This is a genomic window from Acinetobacter sp. KH_038 (assembly GCF_057839405.1).
In genome coordinates this window covers 887,219-905,575 of the sequence record NZ_CM174489.1, presented here as the reverse complement: position 1 = coordinate 905,575, position 18,357 = coordinate 887,219, and the positions used below count along the sequence as shown (strand labels likewise).

General features: G+C 44.9%; 17 protein-coding genes. 3 read left to right on the top strand and 14 right to left on the bottom strand.

Annotated features, from left to right (window positions below; genetic code table 11):
* Positions 1-28 precede the first annotated feature (28 nt).
* The 6 genes from gyrA to AC3IT7_RS04170 form a co-directional block, all read right to left on the bottom strand.
* A complete protein-coding gene (gene gyrA / locus AC3IT7_RS04195; protein WP_489249501.1) occupies positions 29-3,010 on the bottom strand; it encodes a DNA gyrase subunit A in 2,982 nt (993 codons plus the stop codon).
* A gap of 321 nt (positions 3,011-3,331) precedes the next feature.
* A complete protein-coding gene (locus tag AC3IT7_RS04190; protein WP_475653775.1) occupies positions 3,332-3,991 on the bottom strand; it encodes a hypothetical protein in 660 nt (219 codons plus the stop codon).
* A 282-nt stretch (positions 3,992-4,273) separates the two neighbouring features.
* On the bottom strand, positions 4,274-4,666 hold the full coding sequence (locus tag AC3IT7_RS04185) for a hypothetical protein (RefSeq protein ID WP_475653774.1): 393 nt from the start codon (positions 4,664-4,666) through the stop codon (positions 4,274-4,276).
* 141 nt (positions 4,667-4,807) lie between these two features.
* Entirely contained in the window at positions 4,808-5,740 is a 933-nt protein-coding gene (locus AC3IT7_RS04180; protein WP_489249500.1) for an FAD-binding protein, read from the bottom strand.
* A gap of 18 nt (positions 5,741-5,758) precedes the next feature.
* Positions 5,759-6,511, bottom strand: a complete 753-nt coding sequence (locus tag AC3IT7_RS04175; protein WP_475653772.1) for an electron transfer flavoprotein subunit beta/FixA family protein — start codon at positions 6,509-6,511, stop codon at positions 5,759-5,761.
* Between the two features lie 522 nt (positions 6,512-7,033).
* Entirely contained in the window at positions 7,034-7,639 is a 606-nt protein-coding gene (locus tag AC3IT7_RS04170) for a LysE family translocator (RefSeq protein ID WP_489249499.1), read from the bottom strand.
* 112 nt (positions 7,640-7,751) lie between these two features.
* On the opposite strand from AC3IT7_RS04170, the gene AC3IT7_RS04165 reads away from it, so the two are divergent.
* Positions 7,752-8,246: an Lrp/AsnC family transcriptional regulator gene (locus AC3IT7_RS04165; RefSeq protein ID WP_475653770.1), complete on the top strand. Its 495-nt coding sequence runs from the start codon at positions 7,752-7,754 to the stop codon at positions 8,244-8,246.
* Between the two features lie 192 nt (positions 8,247-8,438).
* On the opposite strand, the gene AC3IT7_RS04160 is transcribed toward AC3IT7_RS04165, so the two are convergent.
* The 7 genes from AC3IT7_RS04160 to AC3IT7_RS04130 form a co-directional block, all read right to left on the bottom strand.
* Positions 8,439-8,822 (bottom strand): hypothetical protein, encoded by a 384-nt coding sequence (locus AC3IT7_RS04160; protein ID WP_489249498.1) that lies wholly within the window; start codon positions 8,820-8,822, stop codon positions 8,439-8,441.
* Between the two features lie 227 nt (positions 8,823-9,049).
* Complete coding sequence (xerA, locus tag AC3IT7_RS04155; RefSeq protein ID WP_489249497.1) at positions 9,050-9,988, bottom strand: site-specific tyrosine recombinase/integron integrase; 939 nt, start codon at positions 9,986-9,988, stop codon at positions 9,050-9,052.
* Positions 9,989-10,594, bottom strand: coding sequence for an alpha/beta fold hydrolase (locus AC3IT7_RS04150; protein WP_489249496.1), 606 nt, complete (start codon positions 10,592-10,594; stop codon positions 9,989-9,991).
* 71 nt (positions 10,595-10,665) lie between these two features.
* Complete coding sequence (gene dapF / locus AC3IT7_RS04145) at positions 10,666-11,517, bottom strand: diaminopimelate epimerase (RefSeq protein ID WP_489249495.1); 852 nt, start codon at positions 11,515-11,517, stop codon at positions 10,666-10,668.
* A gap of 13 nt (positions 11,518-11,530) precedes the next feature.
* Positions 11,531-12,775, bottom strand: a complete 1,245-nt coding sequence (lysA, locus tag AC3IT7_RS04140) for a diaminopimelate decarboxylase (RefSeq protein ID WP_489249494.1) — start codon at positions 12,773-12,775, stop codon at positions 11,531-11,533.
* A 24-nt stretch (positions 12,776-12,799) separates the two neighbouring features.
* Positions 12,800-13,033: an LPS translocon maturation chaperone LptM gene (gene lptM / locus AC3IT7_RS04135; RefSeq protein WP_489249493.1), complete on the bottom strand. Its 234-nt coding sequence runs from the start codon at positions 13,031-13,033 to the stop codon at positions 12,800-12,802.
* Positions 13,034-13,166: 133 nt separating this feature from the next.
* On the bottom strand, positions 13,167-14,570 hold the full coding sequence (locus tag AC3IT7_RS04130) for an amino acid permease (protein WP_489249492.1): 1,404 nt from the start codon (positions 14,568-14,570) through the stop codon (positions 13,167-13,169).
* A 320-nt stretch (positions 14,571-14,890) separates the two neighbouring features.
* On the opposite strand from AC3IT7_RS04130, the gene AC3IT7_RS04125 reads away from it, so the two are divergent.
* Complete coding sequence (locus AC3IT7_RS04125; RefSeq protein ID WP_489249491.1) at positions 14,891-16,237, top strand: alanine/glycine:cation symporter family protein; 1,347 nt, start codon at positions 14,891-14,893, stop codon at positions 16,235-16,237.
* Positions 16,238-16,332: 95 nt separating this feature from the next.
* Here the strand turns inward: AC3IT7_RS04125 and AC3IT7_RS04120 are convergent, their stop codons facing one another.
* Positions 16,333-16,737 (bottom strand): hypothetical protein, encoded by a 405-nt coding sequence (locus AC3IT7_RS04120; RefSeq protein WP_489249490.1) that lies wholly within the window; start codon positions 16,735-16,737, stop codon positions 16,333-16,335.
* A 173-nt stretch (positions 16,738-16,910) separates the two neighbouring features.
* Between AC3IT7_RS04120 and radA the strand changes: the two genes are divergently transcribed.
* Entirely contained in the window at positions 16,911-18,302 is a 1,392-nt protein-coding gene (gene radA / locus AC3IT7_RS04115) for a DNA repair protein RadA (RefSeq protein WP_489249489.1), read from the top strand.
* The last annotated feature ends 55 nt before the right edge of the window (positions 18,303-18,357 follow it).

The window sequence follows — 18,357 nt, the reverse complement described above, 5'->3', positions numbered from 1 at the left end:
CGAAGCGCCCTTTTGATCAGTAAAAAACTTATTCTTCTACTGAATTTTCACCGTCTTTTTCAATTGATTCAGCGTCAACTACTGCATCTGTTTCTGCCACTAAAGATTCCTCACCTTCAATCGCTTCAACAAACTCATCTTCTTCGACCGCTTCAATTGAAACCACACCCACCAGTAATTCTTCATTACCAAGGCGGATCAGGCGAACACCTTGTGCATTACGGCCCGTTTGCGCCACTTCAGAAGCACGGGTACGAACCAGTGTACCGCCATCAGAAATCAGCATGAGTTCCTTAGAGGCATCAATCGCCACTGCACCAACTAACTGACCGTTACGCTCAGAAGTCTTGATCGCAATTACGCCCTTACCGCCACGTTTCTTGGTCGGGAAGTCATCAACTGGGGTACGTTTACCATAACCGTTTTCAGATGCACACAGCACTTCGCCAGTTTCAGGAACCACCACCAATGACACAATACGGCTGATCAATGCTGAATCTGAACCATCTTCATCATCAGAATCAATGTCGTTTTCGTCCTGGTCTTCAAGTGCGGCTGCTGCACCAATGGTCACGCGCATACCACGCACACCTTTGGCAGAACGGCCCATTGAGCGCACGTCAGTTTCTGCGAAACGAATTGCTTTACCTTCGTTCGAGAACAGCATGATTTGCTGTTCGCCGTCAGTAATCGCCACACCAATCAGGGTATCGTCGCCATTCAGCTCAATCGCGCGTAAACCATTTGAACGCACATTCGAGAACTGTTCAAGTTCTACCCGTTTAATCGTACCGTACTCGGTCGCCATAAACACATAGAAGTTTTTACGAACCGCTTCAGCCTGCTGGGCAAAATCATTGATGATGTCATCATCAAGATCGGTCGTTGAAAGTGCTAGACCAAGCTCTTTCAATTGAACACGAAGCGCATCAGAAATATCATCTGCACCATCTTCAAATTCAGCAAGTGCCGCTTCAAGTGCCGCAAAGTGAGTATTAATCACTTCATTGCTTTGCAACTGTGCTGCATTGGCTTTTACAAAGGCCTTGAAAGTAGCCAGACGCTCTTTGAATTTCTTCGGTGCATCAATCACAGGCAAGATCGCTGTAATTGTTTCGTTTTCATCTAATGGCAACAAGTTCACCATTGGACGACCTTTGGCACCACGTGATGCCTGTGGCACTTCATACACTTTCAGACGATAAACCTTACCGACATTGGTAAAGCACAGTACAGTCGCATGACTTGAGGTCACAATCAGATGTTGAATGTAATCATCTTCTTTCATGCTGGTTGCAGATTTGCCGCGACCACCACGACGCTGTGCAGCGTAGTCAGACAGTGGCTGGGTTTTCGCATAACCTGACTTCGATACCGTCAGAACCATTTGTTCTTCAGGAATCAGGTCTTCACGAGAGAAATCGATACGTGATTCAACAATCGAAGTCTTACGCGCGTCGCCATATTGCTGAAGAATTAACGCAAGTTCTTCACGAATCACGTTCATCAACAGATTGAAGTCATTCAAAATTGCAGTCAGTTCAGCAATTTGTGCCAGAATTTCACTATATTCAGCATGTAACTTGTCTTGTTCAAGACCGGTTAAGCGATGCAGACGCAATTCCATAATTGCATTGACCTGAGTCGGTGATAAACGATAAATATCACCATCCAGACCAAATGGACGACTTGGGTCTTCACCTTCAATCTCATCCGGACGCACAGACACCGAACCGGCTTTTTCCAGCAATGCCAATACACCGCCACCGGCCCACTCGCCTGCCTGTAAACGTTCACGCGCTTCAGCCGGGTTTGCAGAACTCTTGATGGTTTCGATGATGGCATCAATATTGGCCAGAGCAACGGTTAAACCTTCCAGGATATGACCACGTTCACGCGCCTTGCGTAATTCGAACATGGTACGACGTGTTACCACTTCCTGACGGTGACGGATGAACGCTGCAATGATGTCTTTCAGGTTCATCAGCTTCGGCTGGCCATTGTCCAGACAAACCATGTTGATGCTGAAAGAGTTTTCAAGTTGCGTGTTCTGGAACAGGTTGTTGACGATAACTTCGGCGTTTTCACCACGCTTCAGGTCAATCGCGATACGCATACCGTCTTTATCCGACTCGTCACGCAGCTCTGAAATACCTTCCAGCTTTTTCTCTTTGACCAGTTCAGCAATTCGCTCAATGGTTTTTGCTTTATTGACCTGATACGGAATTTCGGTAAACACGATCGTAGTACGACCATTTTTCGGGTCTTCTTCGAAGTGATACTTGCCCCGGATATGCAAACGGCCTTTACCGGTACGGTAGGCATCAACAATGCCCGACTTACCGTAAATGATACCGCCTGTCGGGAAATCCGGACCAGAAATATGTTCCATCAATCCTTCAATACTGATCTGGGGATCATTGGCATAGGCCAGACAGGCATTCACGACTTCAGTCATGTTATGCGGTGCCATATTGGTCGCCATACCGACAGCAATACCGGTCACACCGTTAATCAACAAGTTCGGCACGCGGGTTGGCATAACCTGAGGAATTCGCTCAGAGCCATCGTAGTTGTCTTCCCACTCCACGGTATCTTTTTCAAGATCGGCCAGCAGTTCGTGGGTCAGTTTACGCATACGTACTTCGGTATAACGCATTGCTGCTGCGCTGTCGCCATCGACCGAACCAAAGTTACCTTGGCCATCGACCAACTGGTAACGCAAGCTGAAATCTTGCGCCATACGTACAATGGTTTCGTATACGGCAGAGTCACCATGCGGGTGATATTTACCGATCACGTCACCGACGACACGTGCAGACTTTTTATAAGCTTTGTTATAGTCATTGCCTAATTCGTGCATTGCGAAAAGCACACGACGATGAACAGGTTTTAAACCATCTCGTACATCGGGCAATGCACGTGACACAATCACGCTCATCGCATAATCGAGATATGAGCTTTTAAGTTCATCCTCAATGGCAATCGGTCTAATTTCCGATACGCTCATGCATACTCCTTATTCTACAAACCAGTTTTGGCTTGTATTTATATGTCGTAAAACTAGCAAAATCATTAACTCAAAGGACTGAGTTAAAAACTAAAATACAGCCCTAAATTATAGCATAAACACTTGTATTTTTGTGTCTAAAAAATCAGCTTAACCTTGTTAATTATCTTCATTTTAGTGAGCATTTTCCTGTTCTTTCAGATCTAAAAACCAGTGCATCACACCCGCATTTTTCAATGCCTCAAATATGAACAAAAACAGCAGTGCAAAAAAAAGATGCACGCAAAAAATGCTGCATCTTCCTGAGGTAGAAACTGTATTTTAATGGGCTTGATTCAGTACCTTACGATAGCTCAATACCGCCACAATCAATAGAATCGGCAATAGCATCTCTACCCCTTCCTCAATGGTCATGATCATGATCTGAGTATGTGGAACCAGCTGAATGCTAAATTCTTCTTTTAAGGTTGAAGTGGTACGATCCAGCACCTTGCTCAGCCCGCCACAGGCAATGGTCAAGAAAATAAAAAAATGTGCAATATTCAAAGAATCTTTCATGCTTCGTATGGTTTGAACCAGTTTTTTTGCCAGTACCAGAAAAACCACAATAATCCCGAGCAATAACACAAAGCCCAGCAGCTTATCCATGAGCGGAATTTCAGCACTGCGATAGAAATTGGTTTTAATGAAGCTCATGTCGAACAGTCGCTTATGAAAATCCATTTCCCGCAATCCGAGCAATACTGCTGCCAAAGCTGTAAACACCCGGGTATTCAGCTTGATTTCAGTATTAAGCAAGCACAGCACGGCCAGCAAGTACCAGAGCCACGGGCTAAGTACTTCAAAAGCGCCTGATTCACTGAATAAATACTGGGTCACTGACGGCGGTGCATTCAATGCAGTATGCACACAGATACTCACATAGAGCGCAATCAACAGAAAACTAATAAACAGGATATGGGCGGTTCTGGAAAAGGACATGATTCAAACAGGAGAGAAAGCAAAGCAGGATTTTATCACTTTTCATCTAAATGACCCACTTTAGTTTCGACTGACCAGTATTCTCCAGTCAAAAAACTGTTTTTATTGTTTTCTATGAGTAGTATTAAAAATACTTATTTAATAACTCAACCAGTAACTTAGTGAATGGATGTTTCCTTATCTTTGTTGATGAATCAACCTCTAAGGCACATCCACCTCTTGTATTCTGTGTGAACCTTAAAAAACTCAGGTTTTCATAGATAAATTTTAACCCTGACTGCTTTAATACTTGTGAAACGGCATCACCAATCTAATCATAAACGTTAAAATCAACGCAATGACGCCAATGACTAATCCAACAGTTATTATGAATAAGATATACATCACCAGCCCAATGGGATCAGCTGAAGGTCCCTCAAATAGCCAACCTGTCCTTCGATTGAGTATTTCAGTATCAGCGAATGCTGCCAACATAAATAGCATCCCGACATAAGCAAAACAGCCACATATTAAAAAAGCAGCGACTAAACTCAAAGATAGACTCGACTGGATGCAATAGACCAAGCCCCCCACACTTAGAAGAAAGATAATCAAACCAGTAATCAGAATAAAAATACGCTGAAATAAAGGATCATTAAAAATCATATTTTTTTCAGATTGCTGTAAGGCTGACATTTATTTTCTTATTTAAAGTTTTTATTATTTTAGTTTATCTCATATATCCACCAACATAAATAATATTTTAGAAAAGATAGACAATAAAAAACGCCTCTTGGTACTCAGACCAAGAGACGTTTTTCGAACCTGATTCAGGAATTAGATTTTAGAAACCAATTCAGGAATAACAGTATTCAGGTCACCTACTAACCAGTAGTCAGCAACTGCATTGATTGGTGCTTCTTCATCTTTGTTGATCGCAACGATCACTTTAGATTCTTTCATACCCGCCAAATGCTGAATCGCACCAGAAATACCGACAGCGATATACAGGTCAGGCGCAACGATTTTACCGGTTTGACCAACCTGCATGTCGTTTGGTACGAAGCCAGCATCTACAGCCGCACGAGATGCACCTTGCGCAGCACCCAGCTTGTCAGCCAACGGATCAAGGATCGCGTGATAGTTCTCACCTGAACCCACACCACGACCACCAGAAACTACAATACGAGCCGCTGTCAGTTCAGGACGTTCAGATTTCACGATTTCTTCGTTGATAAACTTGGAAACGCCTGCATCGCCAGCAACAGTCGCAGCTTCTACAGAGGCAGAACCGCCTTCAGCAGCAACAGCATCAAATGCTGTACCACGAACAGTTGCCAGTACGACATCTTCGCCTGATTCTACAGTTGCAATCGCGTTACCTGCATAGATCGGACGCTTGAAGGTCTTAGGACCATCAACTGCGATGATGTCAGTAATCATGCTGACATCAAGAAGCGCAGCTGCACGTGGCAAAATGTTTTTACCAGTAGTAGTCGAAGCAGCAAGAATATGGCTATAACCTTTGCCTAATTCTGCAACCAGTTTCGCTACGTTTTCAGCCAGCTGGTTTGCATAAGCAGCATCATCAGCAAGTACGACTTTGCTTACGCCAGCAACTTTAGCTGCCTGATCAGCAACTGCCTGAGCGCCAGAACCAGCAACCAATACAGTGATATCACCACCGATTTTTTGCGCCGCAGCAACAACGTTTAAAGTAGCAACGTTTAATGCTTTGTTGTCGTGCTCAGCGATAACTAAAATACTCATGATTTTTATCCTTCTGTATTAGATCACTTTCGCTTCGTTTTTCAATTTTTCTACAAGCTCGTCTACAGACTTCACTTGTACGCCAGCTTTACGCTCTGCAGGTGATTCAACTTTCACTGTTTTCAGTTTAGTTGTAGTGGTTACACCAAAATCTGCAGGTGACTTGTTCTCAAGCGGCTTTTTACGTGCTTTCATGATGTTTGGAAGCGCTGCATAACGCGGCTCGTTCAAACGCAAGTCAGTGGTAATGATTGCTGGAAGTGCAAGCTCAACAGTTTGTAAACCGCCGTCTACTTCACGTGTTACTTGTACTTTGTCGCCATCTACTTTCACTTCAGAAGCGAATGTACCCTGACCCGCACCCATTAGGGCACCCAGCATCTGACCAACCTGGTTCGAGTCGTCATCAATGGCTTGCTTACCCAGAAGGATTAATTGTGGTTGTTCAGCTTCAACAACACCTTTCAGGATTTTAGCAATTTCCAGCGCACCGAGTTGGCTGTCATCAGCTTCAACCAGAATACCGCGGTCAGCACCAAGCGCCATTGCAGAACGGATTTGTTCTTGGGCTTCTTTAGGACCAATAGAAACAACAATGATTTCTGAAACAGTTCCTTTTTCTTTTAAACGAACCGCTTCTTCCACTGCGATTTCACAGAATGGATTAATTGACATTTTAACGTTGGTTAAGTCAACACCACTGTTGTCCGGTTTAACACGAACTTTAACGTTGGCATCAACCACACGTTTTACAGCAACAAGAGCCTTCATGTAATCCTCGGCTGTTTTAGCAAATGTAAATGTTGAGAAAAGTTAGTGTAACTCTTCACTTAAATTTTTTTAGGTGCCCTATCTTGCAATGTGTACGGCATTTCGGTCAAGTCACAATTCACCAAAGAGCTGTAAAAATGCGTAAATTTAGCTGAACGATGCGTTCACAATTAATTGTTATCCTTTTATTACAATGAAAAGTATCAATATTTACTTAAAATTTAACCATTGATTTATATTATTTTATTATCTGATTAGTCACATCAGTAGTTCTGATTGATACGCTTTAGGCAAAATAAATTGCAGGCCATTTATAGCAAAACTGCCGAGCCACCCGGACAATCACTTTTGTCATTTTAGACAGAAATCTTGTTGGCAATCGATTTGGCTCACTAAAAGGACAAACTGGATGAATAATCGAGCAGCTCGCCTATAGCTAGACTGTCAAAGGATGAGCTGCTTTTAAATGTGCTTGAGCATAAAAAAAGCATACTGTGAAAAGTATGCTTTTTTGAATCGGGTTTAATTGATGATGAGCCAGCTCGCTGCCAGAGCCAATAATCCACCGGACGTTCCGTCTAGCCATTTCTGCTTACGTTCATCAATCTGCGTTTTCTGGCTGATCTTGCTAAACAGAATACTTAAGCCGCAATACACCACAAAAATAAGACCAATAAAAATGCAGGACAGAATCAGCCCCTGACTGACTGTATTTGCGGACTTATCAATAAACTGCGGCAAAATCGCAAAATAAATCAGCATGCCTTTCGGATTCAACAGTGCAGTAAAAAAGCCTTTTCGAATCGGATTGGCTGAGCTTTTCTGCTCGATATTTAAGGTATTTTTACTCAATACCGATTTAAACAGACTAAATGCCAGATACAGCAAATAGGCAATGCCGAGCCAGCGAATGGTTTCAAACAATACCGGAAAGGACACAATGATTGCAGCAATGCCGAGTGCGACCAGGATCGAATGCACCAGATAACCGCAACATACCCCTATAGTTGCCATCATGCCTGCTTTTGCATCTTTACCCATCACTTGAGACAGGATAAACAGCATATCGGGTCCAGGCGTAAAAATCAGGGGCAGCACGGTCAGTGCAAAGAGTACAAATACAGACATTTCCTTTTCCTTTCAAACTCCAGAAAGTGAAACAAGTATCTGCGAATTTTTACAAAATTGGCTTTCAATTTATTTTATAATAGATCTTATTTTTCGAATATTATTCTAATTTATGAAAATATCCACTAAGTCTGTTCGAGTAAAACTTGATCGACTTGATAAAAATATCATTCGACATTTACAGGCCAATGGCCGTATTCAGAATAATGATCTGGCACGTGAAATCGGACTTTCGCCTTCATCCTGTTTGCGCCGGGTCAAATTACTGGAAGATGCAGGGGTGATTCAAAATTACACCACGATTGTCGATCAACAGAAAATTGGCTTTCAACTGATTTTGTTTTCACGGATTTGGCTGGTCGGTCAGGATGCCGAAACCATTGATACCTTTATCGAAGCGATGAAAGAACTGCCTCAGGTGATGGAGTGCTATATTATTTTGGGAGAAAGTGATGCCATGCTTAAAGTGGTGGTGCCGGATCTGGAAAGTTACCGTAAATTCCAGTCAACCCATTTGACCAAGAAAAATGGCATTACCAGTGTCAAAACCGACTTACCCAGCCAGATCATTAAACAGAGCTTCCAGCTGCCATTAGAAGATTTATAGGCAAATCGATAAAAAGCCATTCGGATGAGTTCTCGACTTCAGTGCTGAATTGACAGCCTGTATCTAAGCGCAAGAATTGCAAGTACGACTATAAGAAAAAATTGAGGTGACCTGTAGAAGGCCACCTTTTCCTCTTGCGCAAAGCCAGGATACGAACTGAGTGTTATTTTTATGAGGTGGATGCTTCAGAATTCAGTCATGTTCTTGTGCCAAAAAATCGCGATGTACATGACTTAAATCAACCAGTTCATAGTCAGCCAGGTTGAAAACGTTCCAAATGGCAATTGCATCTTCTTTAAGGTCAACCGCCTGTGTCATGCGATTGGACAACTGCCACTGTAAATCTGAAATCCACAAATAGTATTGACCTGTGCCGGCATTATAGGCTTGAACTTTACCGTCTGCGTTAATTCCTTGCACGACAGCACCTTCCGGAAGCTCAGCTTCAATTTTAGGCAGATTGATTTCGACAAAATGCTTGATTTGACGCAAACCGTAACCGGCAAACATTTCTTTTTGCGCTGCGCTGAGCTGTGCGTATTTTTGTTCTATATCCGCAATAACCACTGTATCCATATCACCCTCGATCTGCGAAATGCTGGCCACTGCTCAGCAATCGCGTTATTTAAAATATTCAATATTCTTTATTGTTATACCTGAAATTGAGGCTTTGGCGAATAAGACAATAGTGAAATATCCACAAGGATGCCAAAGCTGAACCTCAGTACATGTTAAGCCTTGTATATGAAAGTTTTATGCCAAAATATAGCCACATTAAACTTTAATATGCGTAGCCGCAGAATTTATGATTCTTGCTTATGCTGCGCACGCGGATGTGCCTGATCATAAATCTGGGCCAGATGATCAAAATCGACATGGGTATAGATTTGGGTGGTGGTTAAATTACTGTGTCCCAGCATTTCCTGTACCGCGCGTAAGTCGCGACTATTCGACAGCATATGACTGGCAAAACAGTGACGTAACAGGTGTGGATGTAAATCCACATTCACCCCTGCGCGCTGTGCCTGAAACTTGACCCGGTTTTCAATTTGACGTGCACCGAGCGGATTGCCCTTCTGGGTAATAAATACATTGGCCTCCGGCACAAAATCACCATTCCATAAAGGATAAACCTGCAACCATGCCATGACACTTGCTTTGGCCTTGGAGCCAAAAGGCACGATCCGGGTTTTATTACCTTTACCGGTAATACGTAATAACTGCCGGTTAAAATCGATATCTTTGATTCTGAGGCTTTGCAATTCTGCCAGACGCAGCCCACTCGAATACAGTAACTCTAAAATTGCCTTGTCCCGGAGCCACATTTGCTGCTGTGCTTCAGTTTCAGGCGCAGGCTGATCGATAATCTGATTCACGGTTTCAATATCGATCATGCCCGGCAACGGACGCGATTGACGTTTTAACTGCAAGTCATCCGCCGGATTAAAAGCCAGATGCTGGGCCTGCTCGGCCCATTTCATAAACTGGCGAATGGATGACAGCATGCGTTGCAGACTACTGGGACTCAGCTGATGCTGTTCAACTTTTTCTGCCAGAAACTGTCGTAGATCTGTCGCTTCCACATCATTTAAGTTTAGTTGCTCACGCTGACAAAATCCTAAAAAATCAGACACATCTCGTTCATAGGCTTGCAAGGTATGTTTAGACTGGTTCTGGACTTCCCGCTCTTTCAGCCACATGTTGAGCAAGAGTTGAGGTGGGACAATCACGGCCTGTTCCATTTAGAATTGCTCCAGATAATCTTGAATCAGCACTGCCACCTGATCTGCATGAGTGTTGGCAAAGAAATGATCTCCACCGCGGATCATATGCAGTTTTGCATTTTTAAAAATGCCGGCCAAGTATTGTCCGACTTGAACAGTGCTTAAAGGATCACACTCACCCCAGATCAGCAAAATAGGAATTTCCAGACGGCTAAGCTGAACCAGGTTAAATTCGGTGTGATCTTGCAAAAACCAGTCCGGTACTGTTTTAAACTGTTCACGATAATCTGTTCGCCAGTCGGCACAGTTAAACCCACTTAAATTTAAACCACCGGATGTCGCCAACAATACCCGCCCTTTGACTTTTTGGGGATGACTCAAGGCAAGGCCGATTGCCAGTACACCGCCCATCGACTGGGCAATCAGAATAGAATCATCCTGAATTTTTTCTTTCACGAATTCTTGCAGATCATCCAGGTTTTGCATCGCTGAATCTGGCGTTACCCCATCAAAGCCCGGATAGGCAATGACCTGCTGATTGGTATATTCAGCTAATGCTGCCCTTAATGGCTGCCAAAAATGCTGGCTTCCTGAAGCACCAGGCAGAAAAACAAGCCTATTCATCGCGTTCAAATTCTAAGGTTTTTTCCATCCTAGCATAAAAAAAGCACCATCAATCCGATAGTGCTTTTTTCTCAAGCTGAACCTTGGAAATAACGTAAATCCAGGCGTCCTTCATATACGGTAGCTGTGGGTCCGGTCATCCAGACCACATCGCCTTCTTTCCACTCGATCTGCAACTTGCCACCTGCCAGCTCGATTTCCACCTTGCTCGACAGCAGACCACGGCGCATACCGGAAATAGCTGCGGCACAGGCACCTGTACCACAGGCCAGAGTTTCGCCGACCCCACGTTCATAGACACGTAAACGGGCATGCTTTTCATCAATAATCTGCATAAAGCCAGCATTGACCCGTGCCGGGAACCGCGCATGCGCTTCTACTTGCGGACCAATACGTACCACATCGGCAGTAATCACATCCGGGACAATCGTCACTGCATGCGGATTGCCCATATTTACCACATCAATGGTCAGCTTTTCACCACCAGCAAGCTCAATGTCATACAAGCTTTCTGGCGCATCGGCCAGAAATGGAATCTCCTGCGGCAGGAATTTCGGATAGCCCATATTGACCCGCACCCAGCCATTCGCACCCAATTCCGGTTCAACAATACCAGACTTCGTCTGTACCTTGATTTTGGTTTTGCTGGTTAGCTGACGGTCATGTACAAACTTGGCAAAACAGCGCACGCCATTGCCACATTGTTCCACTTCCGAACCATCGGCATTAAAAATCCGGTATTTAAAATCCGCACTTGGCACATCAGGTGGCTCGACCACCAGCAGCTGGTCAAAACCAATACCAAAATTACGGTTGGCCAAGCGCTGAATAGTGACCGGATCCAGATAAGCACGCTGGCTGATCAGATCAACCACCATGAAATCATTGCCCAGACCATGCATCTTGGTAAATTCTAATAACATCTTGATTTAGTCCTTAAGGCAATAAACGCTCACGTTCCCAGAGCGATTCAATCGTCTCACGTTCACGAATCAGATGCGCCTGATCTGTATCAACCATTACTTCAGCGGCACGGCCACGGCTGTTGTAGTTCGAGCTCATCACAAAACCGTATGCACCTGCACCCAGAACTGCCAGCACATCATTTTCCTTGATCGCAAGCTCACGCTCTTTGCCGAGGAAATCCCCGGTTTCACAGATCGCGCCAACCACATCCCATTCTTTGGTTTCCACATCCGAACGAGGGGTAACAGGTTGAATATCCATCCAGGCTTCATACAAAGCCGGACGAATCAAGTCGTTCATTGCAGCATCAATGATGGCAAAATTACGGTGATTGGTCGGTTTAAGCAAATCGACTTTGGTCAGTAATACACCCGCATTCGCAGAAATACTACGGCCCGGTTCCATATAGACTTTCAGGCCCAATTTTTCTAAAGCTGGACGCAGTGCATTGGCATATTCTTCAACCGTAGGTGGCACTTCGTCTTTATAGGTCACGCCCAGACCACCACCAATGTCGATATGTCTTAACTCGATACCCAGCTGCTTGAGCTGCTCGATCATCACGATGACACGATCCAGTGCATCAACAAATGGCTGGGTTTCGGTCAGCTGTGAACCAATATGACAGTCAATCCCGACCACATCCAGATTGGCCAATGACGCTGCATATTGATAGGTTTCAAATACGCTATCTGACGGAATACCGAATTTATTTTCTTTTAGGCCGGTTGAAATATAAGGATGGGTTTTGGCATCGACATCCGGATTGACACGCAATGAAATCGGCGCTTTGACATTCAGTTCAGCTGCCACTTTCTGGATACGATCCAGCTCGGCATAAGATTCCACGTTAAAGCAGGCAATGCCAACTTCCAGGGCTTTTTTGATATCTGCTTCAGTTTTACCCAGACCCGAGAACACAATTTTCGAGGCATCACCACCGGCTTTCAGCACACGTGCCAGTTCACCGCCAGTCACAATATCAAAACCGGCACCCTGTTTGGCCAATACATTCAATACCGCAAGATTAGAGTTGGACTTTACCGCGAAACAGATTTGGTGATCGATAAAGTTAAAAGCACGGTCCATATCTAAAAAATGCTTTTCCAAGGTGGCTTTGGAATAAACATAGAGAGGTGTGCCAAATTGCTCTGCGAGCTGTTGTAATGAACATTGCTCAGCGTGCAATACCCCATTAATGCGGGTGAAACTCATGAAGGTATCCTTTCTTTGAAAGCGTTAAGGTGTAGTCGTTGAATCTGATGCTTCGGGTGCAGCAAACTGCTGTTGTACAGGTACATCTCGTTCTGCATCGGCTGCTTTGGATTCAGCCTCGCTATTTTTATAAAGTAAATACTTGGCGCGCTTGTCGTAATTCGGATCATTCGGCAAGTGCAATGCACCCGATTGTCCACAACCCGCAACAACAAGACCTGTCGCTAAGATACTGATGTAGCAAATGACTTGACGCATCTGACCACCTGATTGAATAGTATTTCGATGAAGTATAACGCGATGATCGCGATGACCAAAGCGCTAAAGCCTAGAGATTATCTTTAGCGCTAAAAAAACGCCAGCAGATCGCTGACGTTTTTATTGATAAGGTTTATTTATGTTTCTGTTTATAGAAACCGAAATAGCCAATAATCAGCAGAATAAACCAGATCGGGCTAACCATCAGTGCTTGACGGGTATCGTCTTCCAGGGCCAGGACCACAATCATGCTCAGGAAGAATATAATCACCACCCAGCAGGTCACCAGACCACCCGGCAACTTGAAAGTCGATTTGGCATGCAGTTCTGGACGTGTTTTGTAATACACGATATAGCTCCAGATAATGATGATCCAGACACAAATAAACAGAATCGTGGATAAAGTCGTTGCCAAGGTGAAAGCGCGGACGGTATCAGGTACAAAATACTGCAGGGCGGCACCCAGCAATAAACATACTGCAGAGAAATACAGGGCGTTTGCAGGCACTGCACGACGGTTCAAGCGACCAAAAGCCACCGGTGCCTGTTCTTCACGTGACAGACCGAACAGCATTCGGCTGGTCGAGAATACTCCACTGTTCATCGATGACATCACCGATGACAGCACCACCAGATTCATGATAATCGCTGCAGCAGCAATACCGGCCTGGCTAAACAGGTTCACAAAGGGCGAGATATTTGGATCAATCTGGTTCCATGGTGTCACGGACATCACAATCAGGAGTGCCAGTACATAGAAAATAATGATACGAATCGGAATCGAGTTCACTGCTTTCGGCAGGTTCTTTTCCGGATCTTTGGTTTCAGCTGCGGTGGTACCCACCAACTCTACCCCGACGAAGGCAAAAATCGCAATCTGGAAACCGGCCAGGAAGCCCATCGCGCCTGTAGGGAAGATACCGCCATGTGACCAGATATGACTGAATGAAGCCACGCTGCCGGCATCCGAGGTAAATCCGGTAAAAATCATCCAGAAACCGACTGCAATCAGCACCACAATCGCGATAATTTTAACCAGAGCGAACCAGAATTCCATTTCACCAAACAGTTTGACCGTGACCAGGTTCAAACCCATGATAAACACAATCGAGGCAATACTGATCATCACCCCCTCTTCAGGAGTAAAGGGCAAACCATTATTAAAGAACTGCAGGTAATAAATAATCGCGGATAAATCGGCAATGCCAATAGTGATCCAGCACAACCAGTAGGTCCAGCCGACGAAATAGCCGGCCCATGGGCCAATCAGGTCGGTGGCAAAATCAATGAATGATTTATATTGCAAATTTGAAAGCAATAATTCACCCAGTGCACGCATCACCAGAAATACCATAAAACCGATGATCATATAGATCACCAGAATAGAAGGGCCTGCAAGACTGATGGTCTTGCCCGACCCCATAAACAGGCCGGTTCCGATGGCGCCACCAATGGCAATGAGTTGTAAGTGCCGATTGGACAAACTTCGCTGTAATTCACCATGCTCTGCCGATGAACTGTTATATTTTTCTGACATTATTGATTTCAACTTCGAGTTTTACTGGCGATAAATTAACGTAAAAAAGCCTGAATACAAAAAGAAATATGACATCATCTGTATTTTCCGACTAAAGTGTAAAGTTCATTTATTTTTCTTATATCCTGCCCGCACCAGCCTGGTGTTTATATTTTCAGCAACAATGAGCGCAGAAATTTCTTGTCAAAGTCTTAAATCCATGTAAAAACTAGAACACAATTCCGCCATTTTAGGCATTCAGGATGAATACCTATGGCATGACAATTGCTTTTTAATCAATATCTCAAATCATATAAACACGGATCAATAAGAAGAATTTTATGCAAAATTTACAAAGTTTAATGGAAACTTTAAGCGGCTGGGTCTGGGGCCCTTATATGCTGGTACTGATTGTCGGTACAGGGATATTCCTGACTTTCCGTTTATTGTTCTGGCAATTCCGCATGCTGCCACTGGCTTTCAAACAGGTCTTTGGCAAGCATCCTGAGCATTCAGGTGATATTTCACAATTTGCTTCACTCATGACCGCCCTCTCTGCCACCATTGGTACCGGTAATATTGCCGGCGTGGCAACAGCATGCGTACTTGGTGGCCCTGGAGCCGTGTTCTGGATGTGGATGACTGCCCTGTTCGGGATGGCAACCAAATACGGCGAAGGTGTGCTGGCAGTCAAATACCGGATTAAAAATGAGAAAGGTGAAATGTCAGGTGGTCCGATGTACTACATCGAACGTGGCCTGAAATGGAAATGGCTGGCACTGATTTTTGCTTTATTCGGCACACTGGCCTCTTTTGGCATCGGTAGTTCAGTGCAGTCCAATACTGTCGCACTGGCGGTTGAGAACAGCCTGGGCATTGAAACCTGGATGACTGGCATTATTATTACTGCCTTTTCAGCACTGGTAATTTTGGGCGGGATTAAATCGATTTCCAAAGCTTCCTCGGTCATTGTTCCAATCATGGCGGTGGGCTATGTGGCGGGTGGTCTGATCATTATTCTCAATAATCTGGAACTGGTTGTACCTGCACTCAATATGATCTTCACCTATGCCTTCACCGGTGAAGCCGCTGTTGGCGGGGCCATTGGTGCAGCAATTCGTTATGGTGTGGCACGTGGGGTATTCTCCAATGAAGCCGGTATGGGGTCTGCACCGATTGCAGCCGCAGCAGCAAAAACCGACCATCCTGCCCGTCAGGGCCTGGTCTCTATGACCGGTACCTTTATTGATACCATTATTGTCTGCTCGATTACCGGTATTGTTCTGGTCATGGGCTACATCATGGCCGGCAATTCATTCGGTGATCAGACCGGTGCAGTACTGACCATTGGCGTATTTGATAAACTCCTGCCGGGTGTCGGGGGATGGGTGGTGACTTTCGGGATCATTTTCTTTGCTTATTCCACGATTTTAGGCTGGAGCTACTACGGCGAGAAATGTGCCACTTATTTGCTCGGTGAGAAGTTTGTGCTGCCCTATCGTATTATGTATATTGCATCGGTTTTTATTGGCTGTATCGCGACTCTGGATCTGGTCTGGTTATTTGCCGATACCTTTAATGGTCTCATGGCAGTACCGAACTTGATTGCCTTGTTATTATTGTCCGGAGTGATTGCCAAGGAATCGAAAGACTTTATCGCAAGACGCAAATCTGGTGAACTTTATTAAGCGCCTGGTTGGGTAAATACTTAATCCAAATCCTAAAAAGCCACGTTCATCGTGGCTTTTTTCATCAATTATTGAAATATAATTCTATTGTCATTCTATGAACGCAAACCACCCCATTGTGATACTTTGCCATCCGATTCGAGTTCCAGTGCCAATCCTAAAGAAAGCACAAAAAACATAATCCCGTCAATTTTCATATTGCCCTGATCATCTTCCAGATACTCGCTCAGTTTTTGGTAGGTTTTATGCTGAAGGTCAAAAGGCACATCCAGATACAGGCCACCCGAATACACCTCGCTACCCACGGTTGGCTCAATGCCCAAACATGGCATATAACGGATATCTTGTTGTTCTAACCAGTCGATAAACTGTTGCCGAGCCGAATTGGCGTCCTGCTCAGGATGGACATAATGTTCAAAATGCACAAATAGCACATCACGGTTTTTTTCACGTGCGATCGCATCAATATGTTGCAGCAATTGTGACAAGATCTGTTCCATTTCAGCATGACAAGACGGGCATTATAGACGGCGTTACTGCACAACATCTAAAAAGCGCAAATAAAAACGATAAGCCTTGTCGTAAACACCATGAATTTTCAGGTGAAAGACTTGGTTTTCGATGACATTCACCGTTATGCTGTCAGTCAATTTCAATCGCTTCCTCTTAAAATATGGCTAAAGCAAAAAGTGTCTATCGTTGTGAACAATGTGGTGCGGATCATCCGAAATGGTCGGGGCAATGTTCGGAATGTGGGGAATGGAACAGCCTGACTGAGGTCAGCATTGCACCTGCGGTTACACATCGGGCTCAGCCAAAAATCGCTGGTGGATATGCAGGCCAGGCATCAACAATCACCACCTTAAATCAGGTCTCAGTCTCTCACGAAACCCGTCTGCCAACAGGTATCAGTGAATTTGACCGGGTTCTGGGTGGTGGACTGGTAACAGGTTCCGTGGTTCTGATTGGCGGTGATCCCGGAATTGGTAAATCGACTATTTTGCTGCAAACAGCCGCGCACATGGCTTCTGCCAAAAATTCGGCCTTATACGTCACCGGCGAAGAATCCTTGTCTCAGGTCGCGCTACGTGCCCAGCGTCTGGATCTGCCGACCGATCAGCTCAAGGTCATGGCCGAAACCTGTGTTGAACGTATTTGTGAAGTATTGGCCCAACAACGCCCTGCCATAGCGATTCTGGATTCCATTCAAACCCTGTATACCGAGACCTTACAATCGGCTCCGGGTGGTGTATCGCAAATTCGCGAATCTGCCGCCCTGCTGACCCGTTTTGCCAAAAATAGCGGTACCTCTTTATTTCTGGTTGGCCATGTCACCAAAGAAGGTGCATTGGCAGGCCCGCGTGTCCTCGAGCACATGGTCGACTGCGTACTGTATTTTGAAGGTCAGTCCGATTCACGTTACCGGATGATCCGTGCCGTCAAAAACCGTTTTGGTGCGGTGAATGAACTCGGGGTATTTGGCATGACCGACAAAGGTCTGCGTGAAGTGTCCAATCCTTCAGCGATATTTTTAAGTCGCTATGATGAAGCCATTCCCGGCTCAATCGTAATGATCAGCCGTGAAGGGACACGTCCCCTTCTGGTCGAAGTTCAGGCGCTGGTCGATGATGCACATGGTCAGCCACGACGTGTGGCACTGGGTCTGGATCAGAACCGTCTGAACATGCTACTTGCAGTCATGCATCGGCATGGCGGCGTACAAACCTCAGGGCAGGATGTGTATGTCAATATTGTCGGTGGCCTTAAAATTACCGAAACCGGGTCGGATTTAGCTGTGCTGCTGGCCTGTGCTTCCAGTATTCGTGGCAAAGCCTTACCGCAGCAACTGGCTGTTTTTGGCGAGGTCGGGCTGTCTGGTGAGATTCGTCCCGTACCAAATGGGCAGGAACGTCTCAAAGAAGCCATCAAGCATGGCTTTAAATATATTATTGTGCCGCGTGGCAATGCACCGCAAAAAACCATTGCTGGTGTACAAATCATTGCTGTTGCCCGTTTGCATGAAGCCCTGAGCGAAGCCATGTCTTTAAGTGACGAGCTAAATTAAGTACAAGGCCATGAATTTGCACCGAACCGCAAAAAAATACAGATTTTTGATTGAA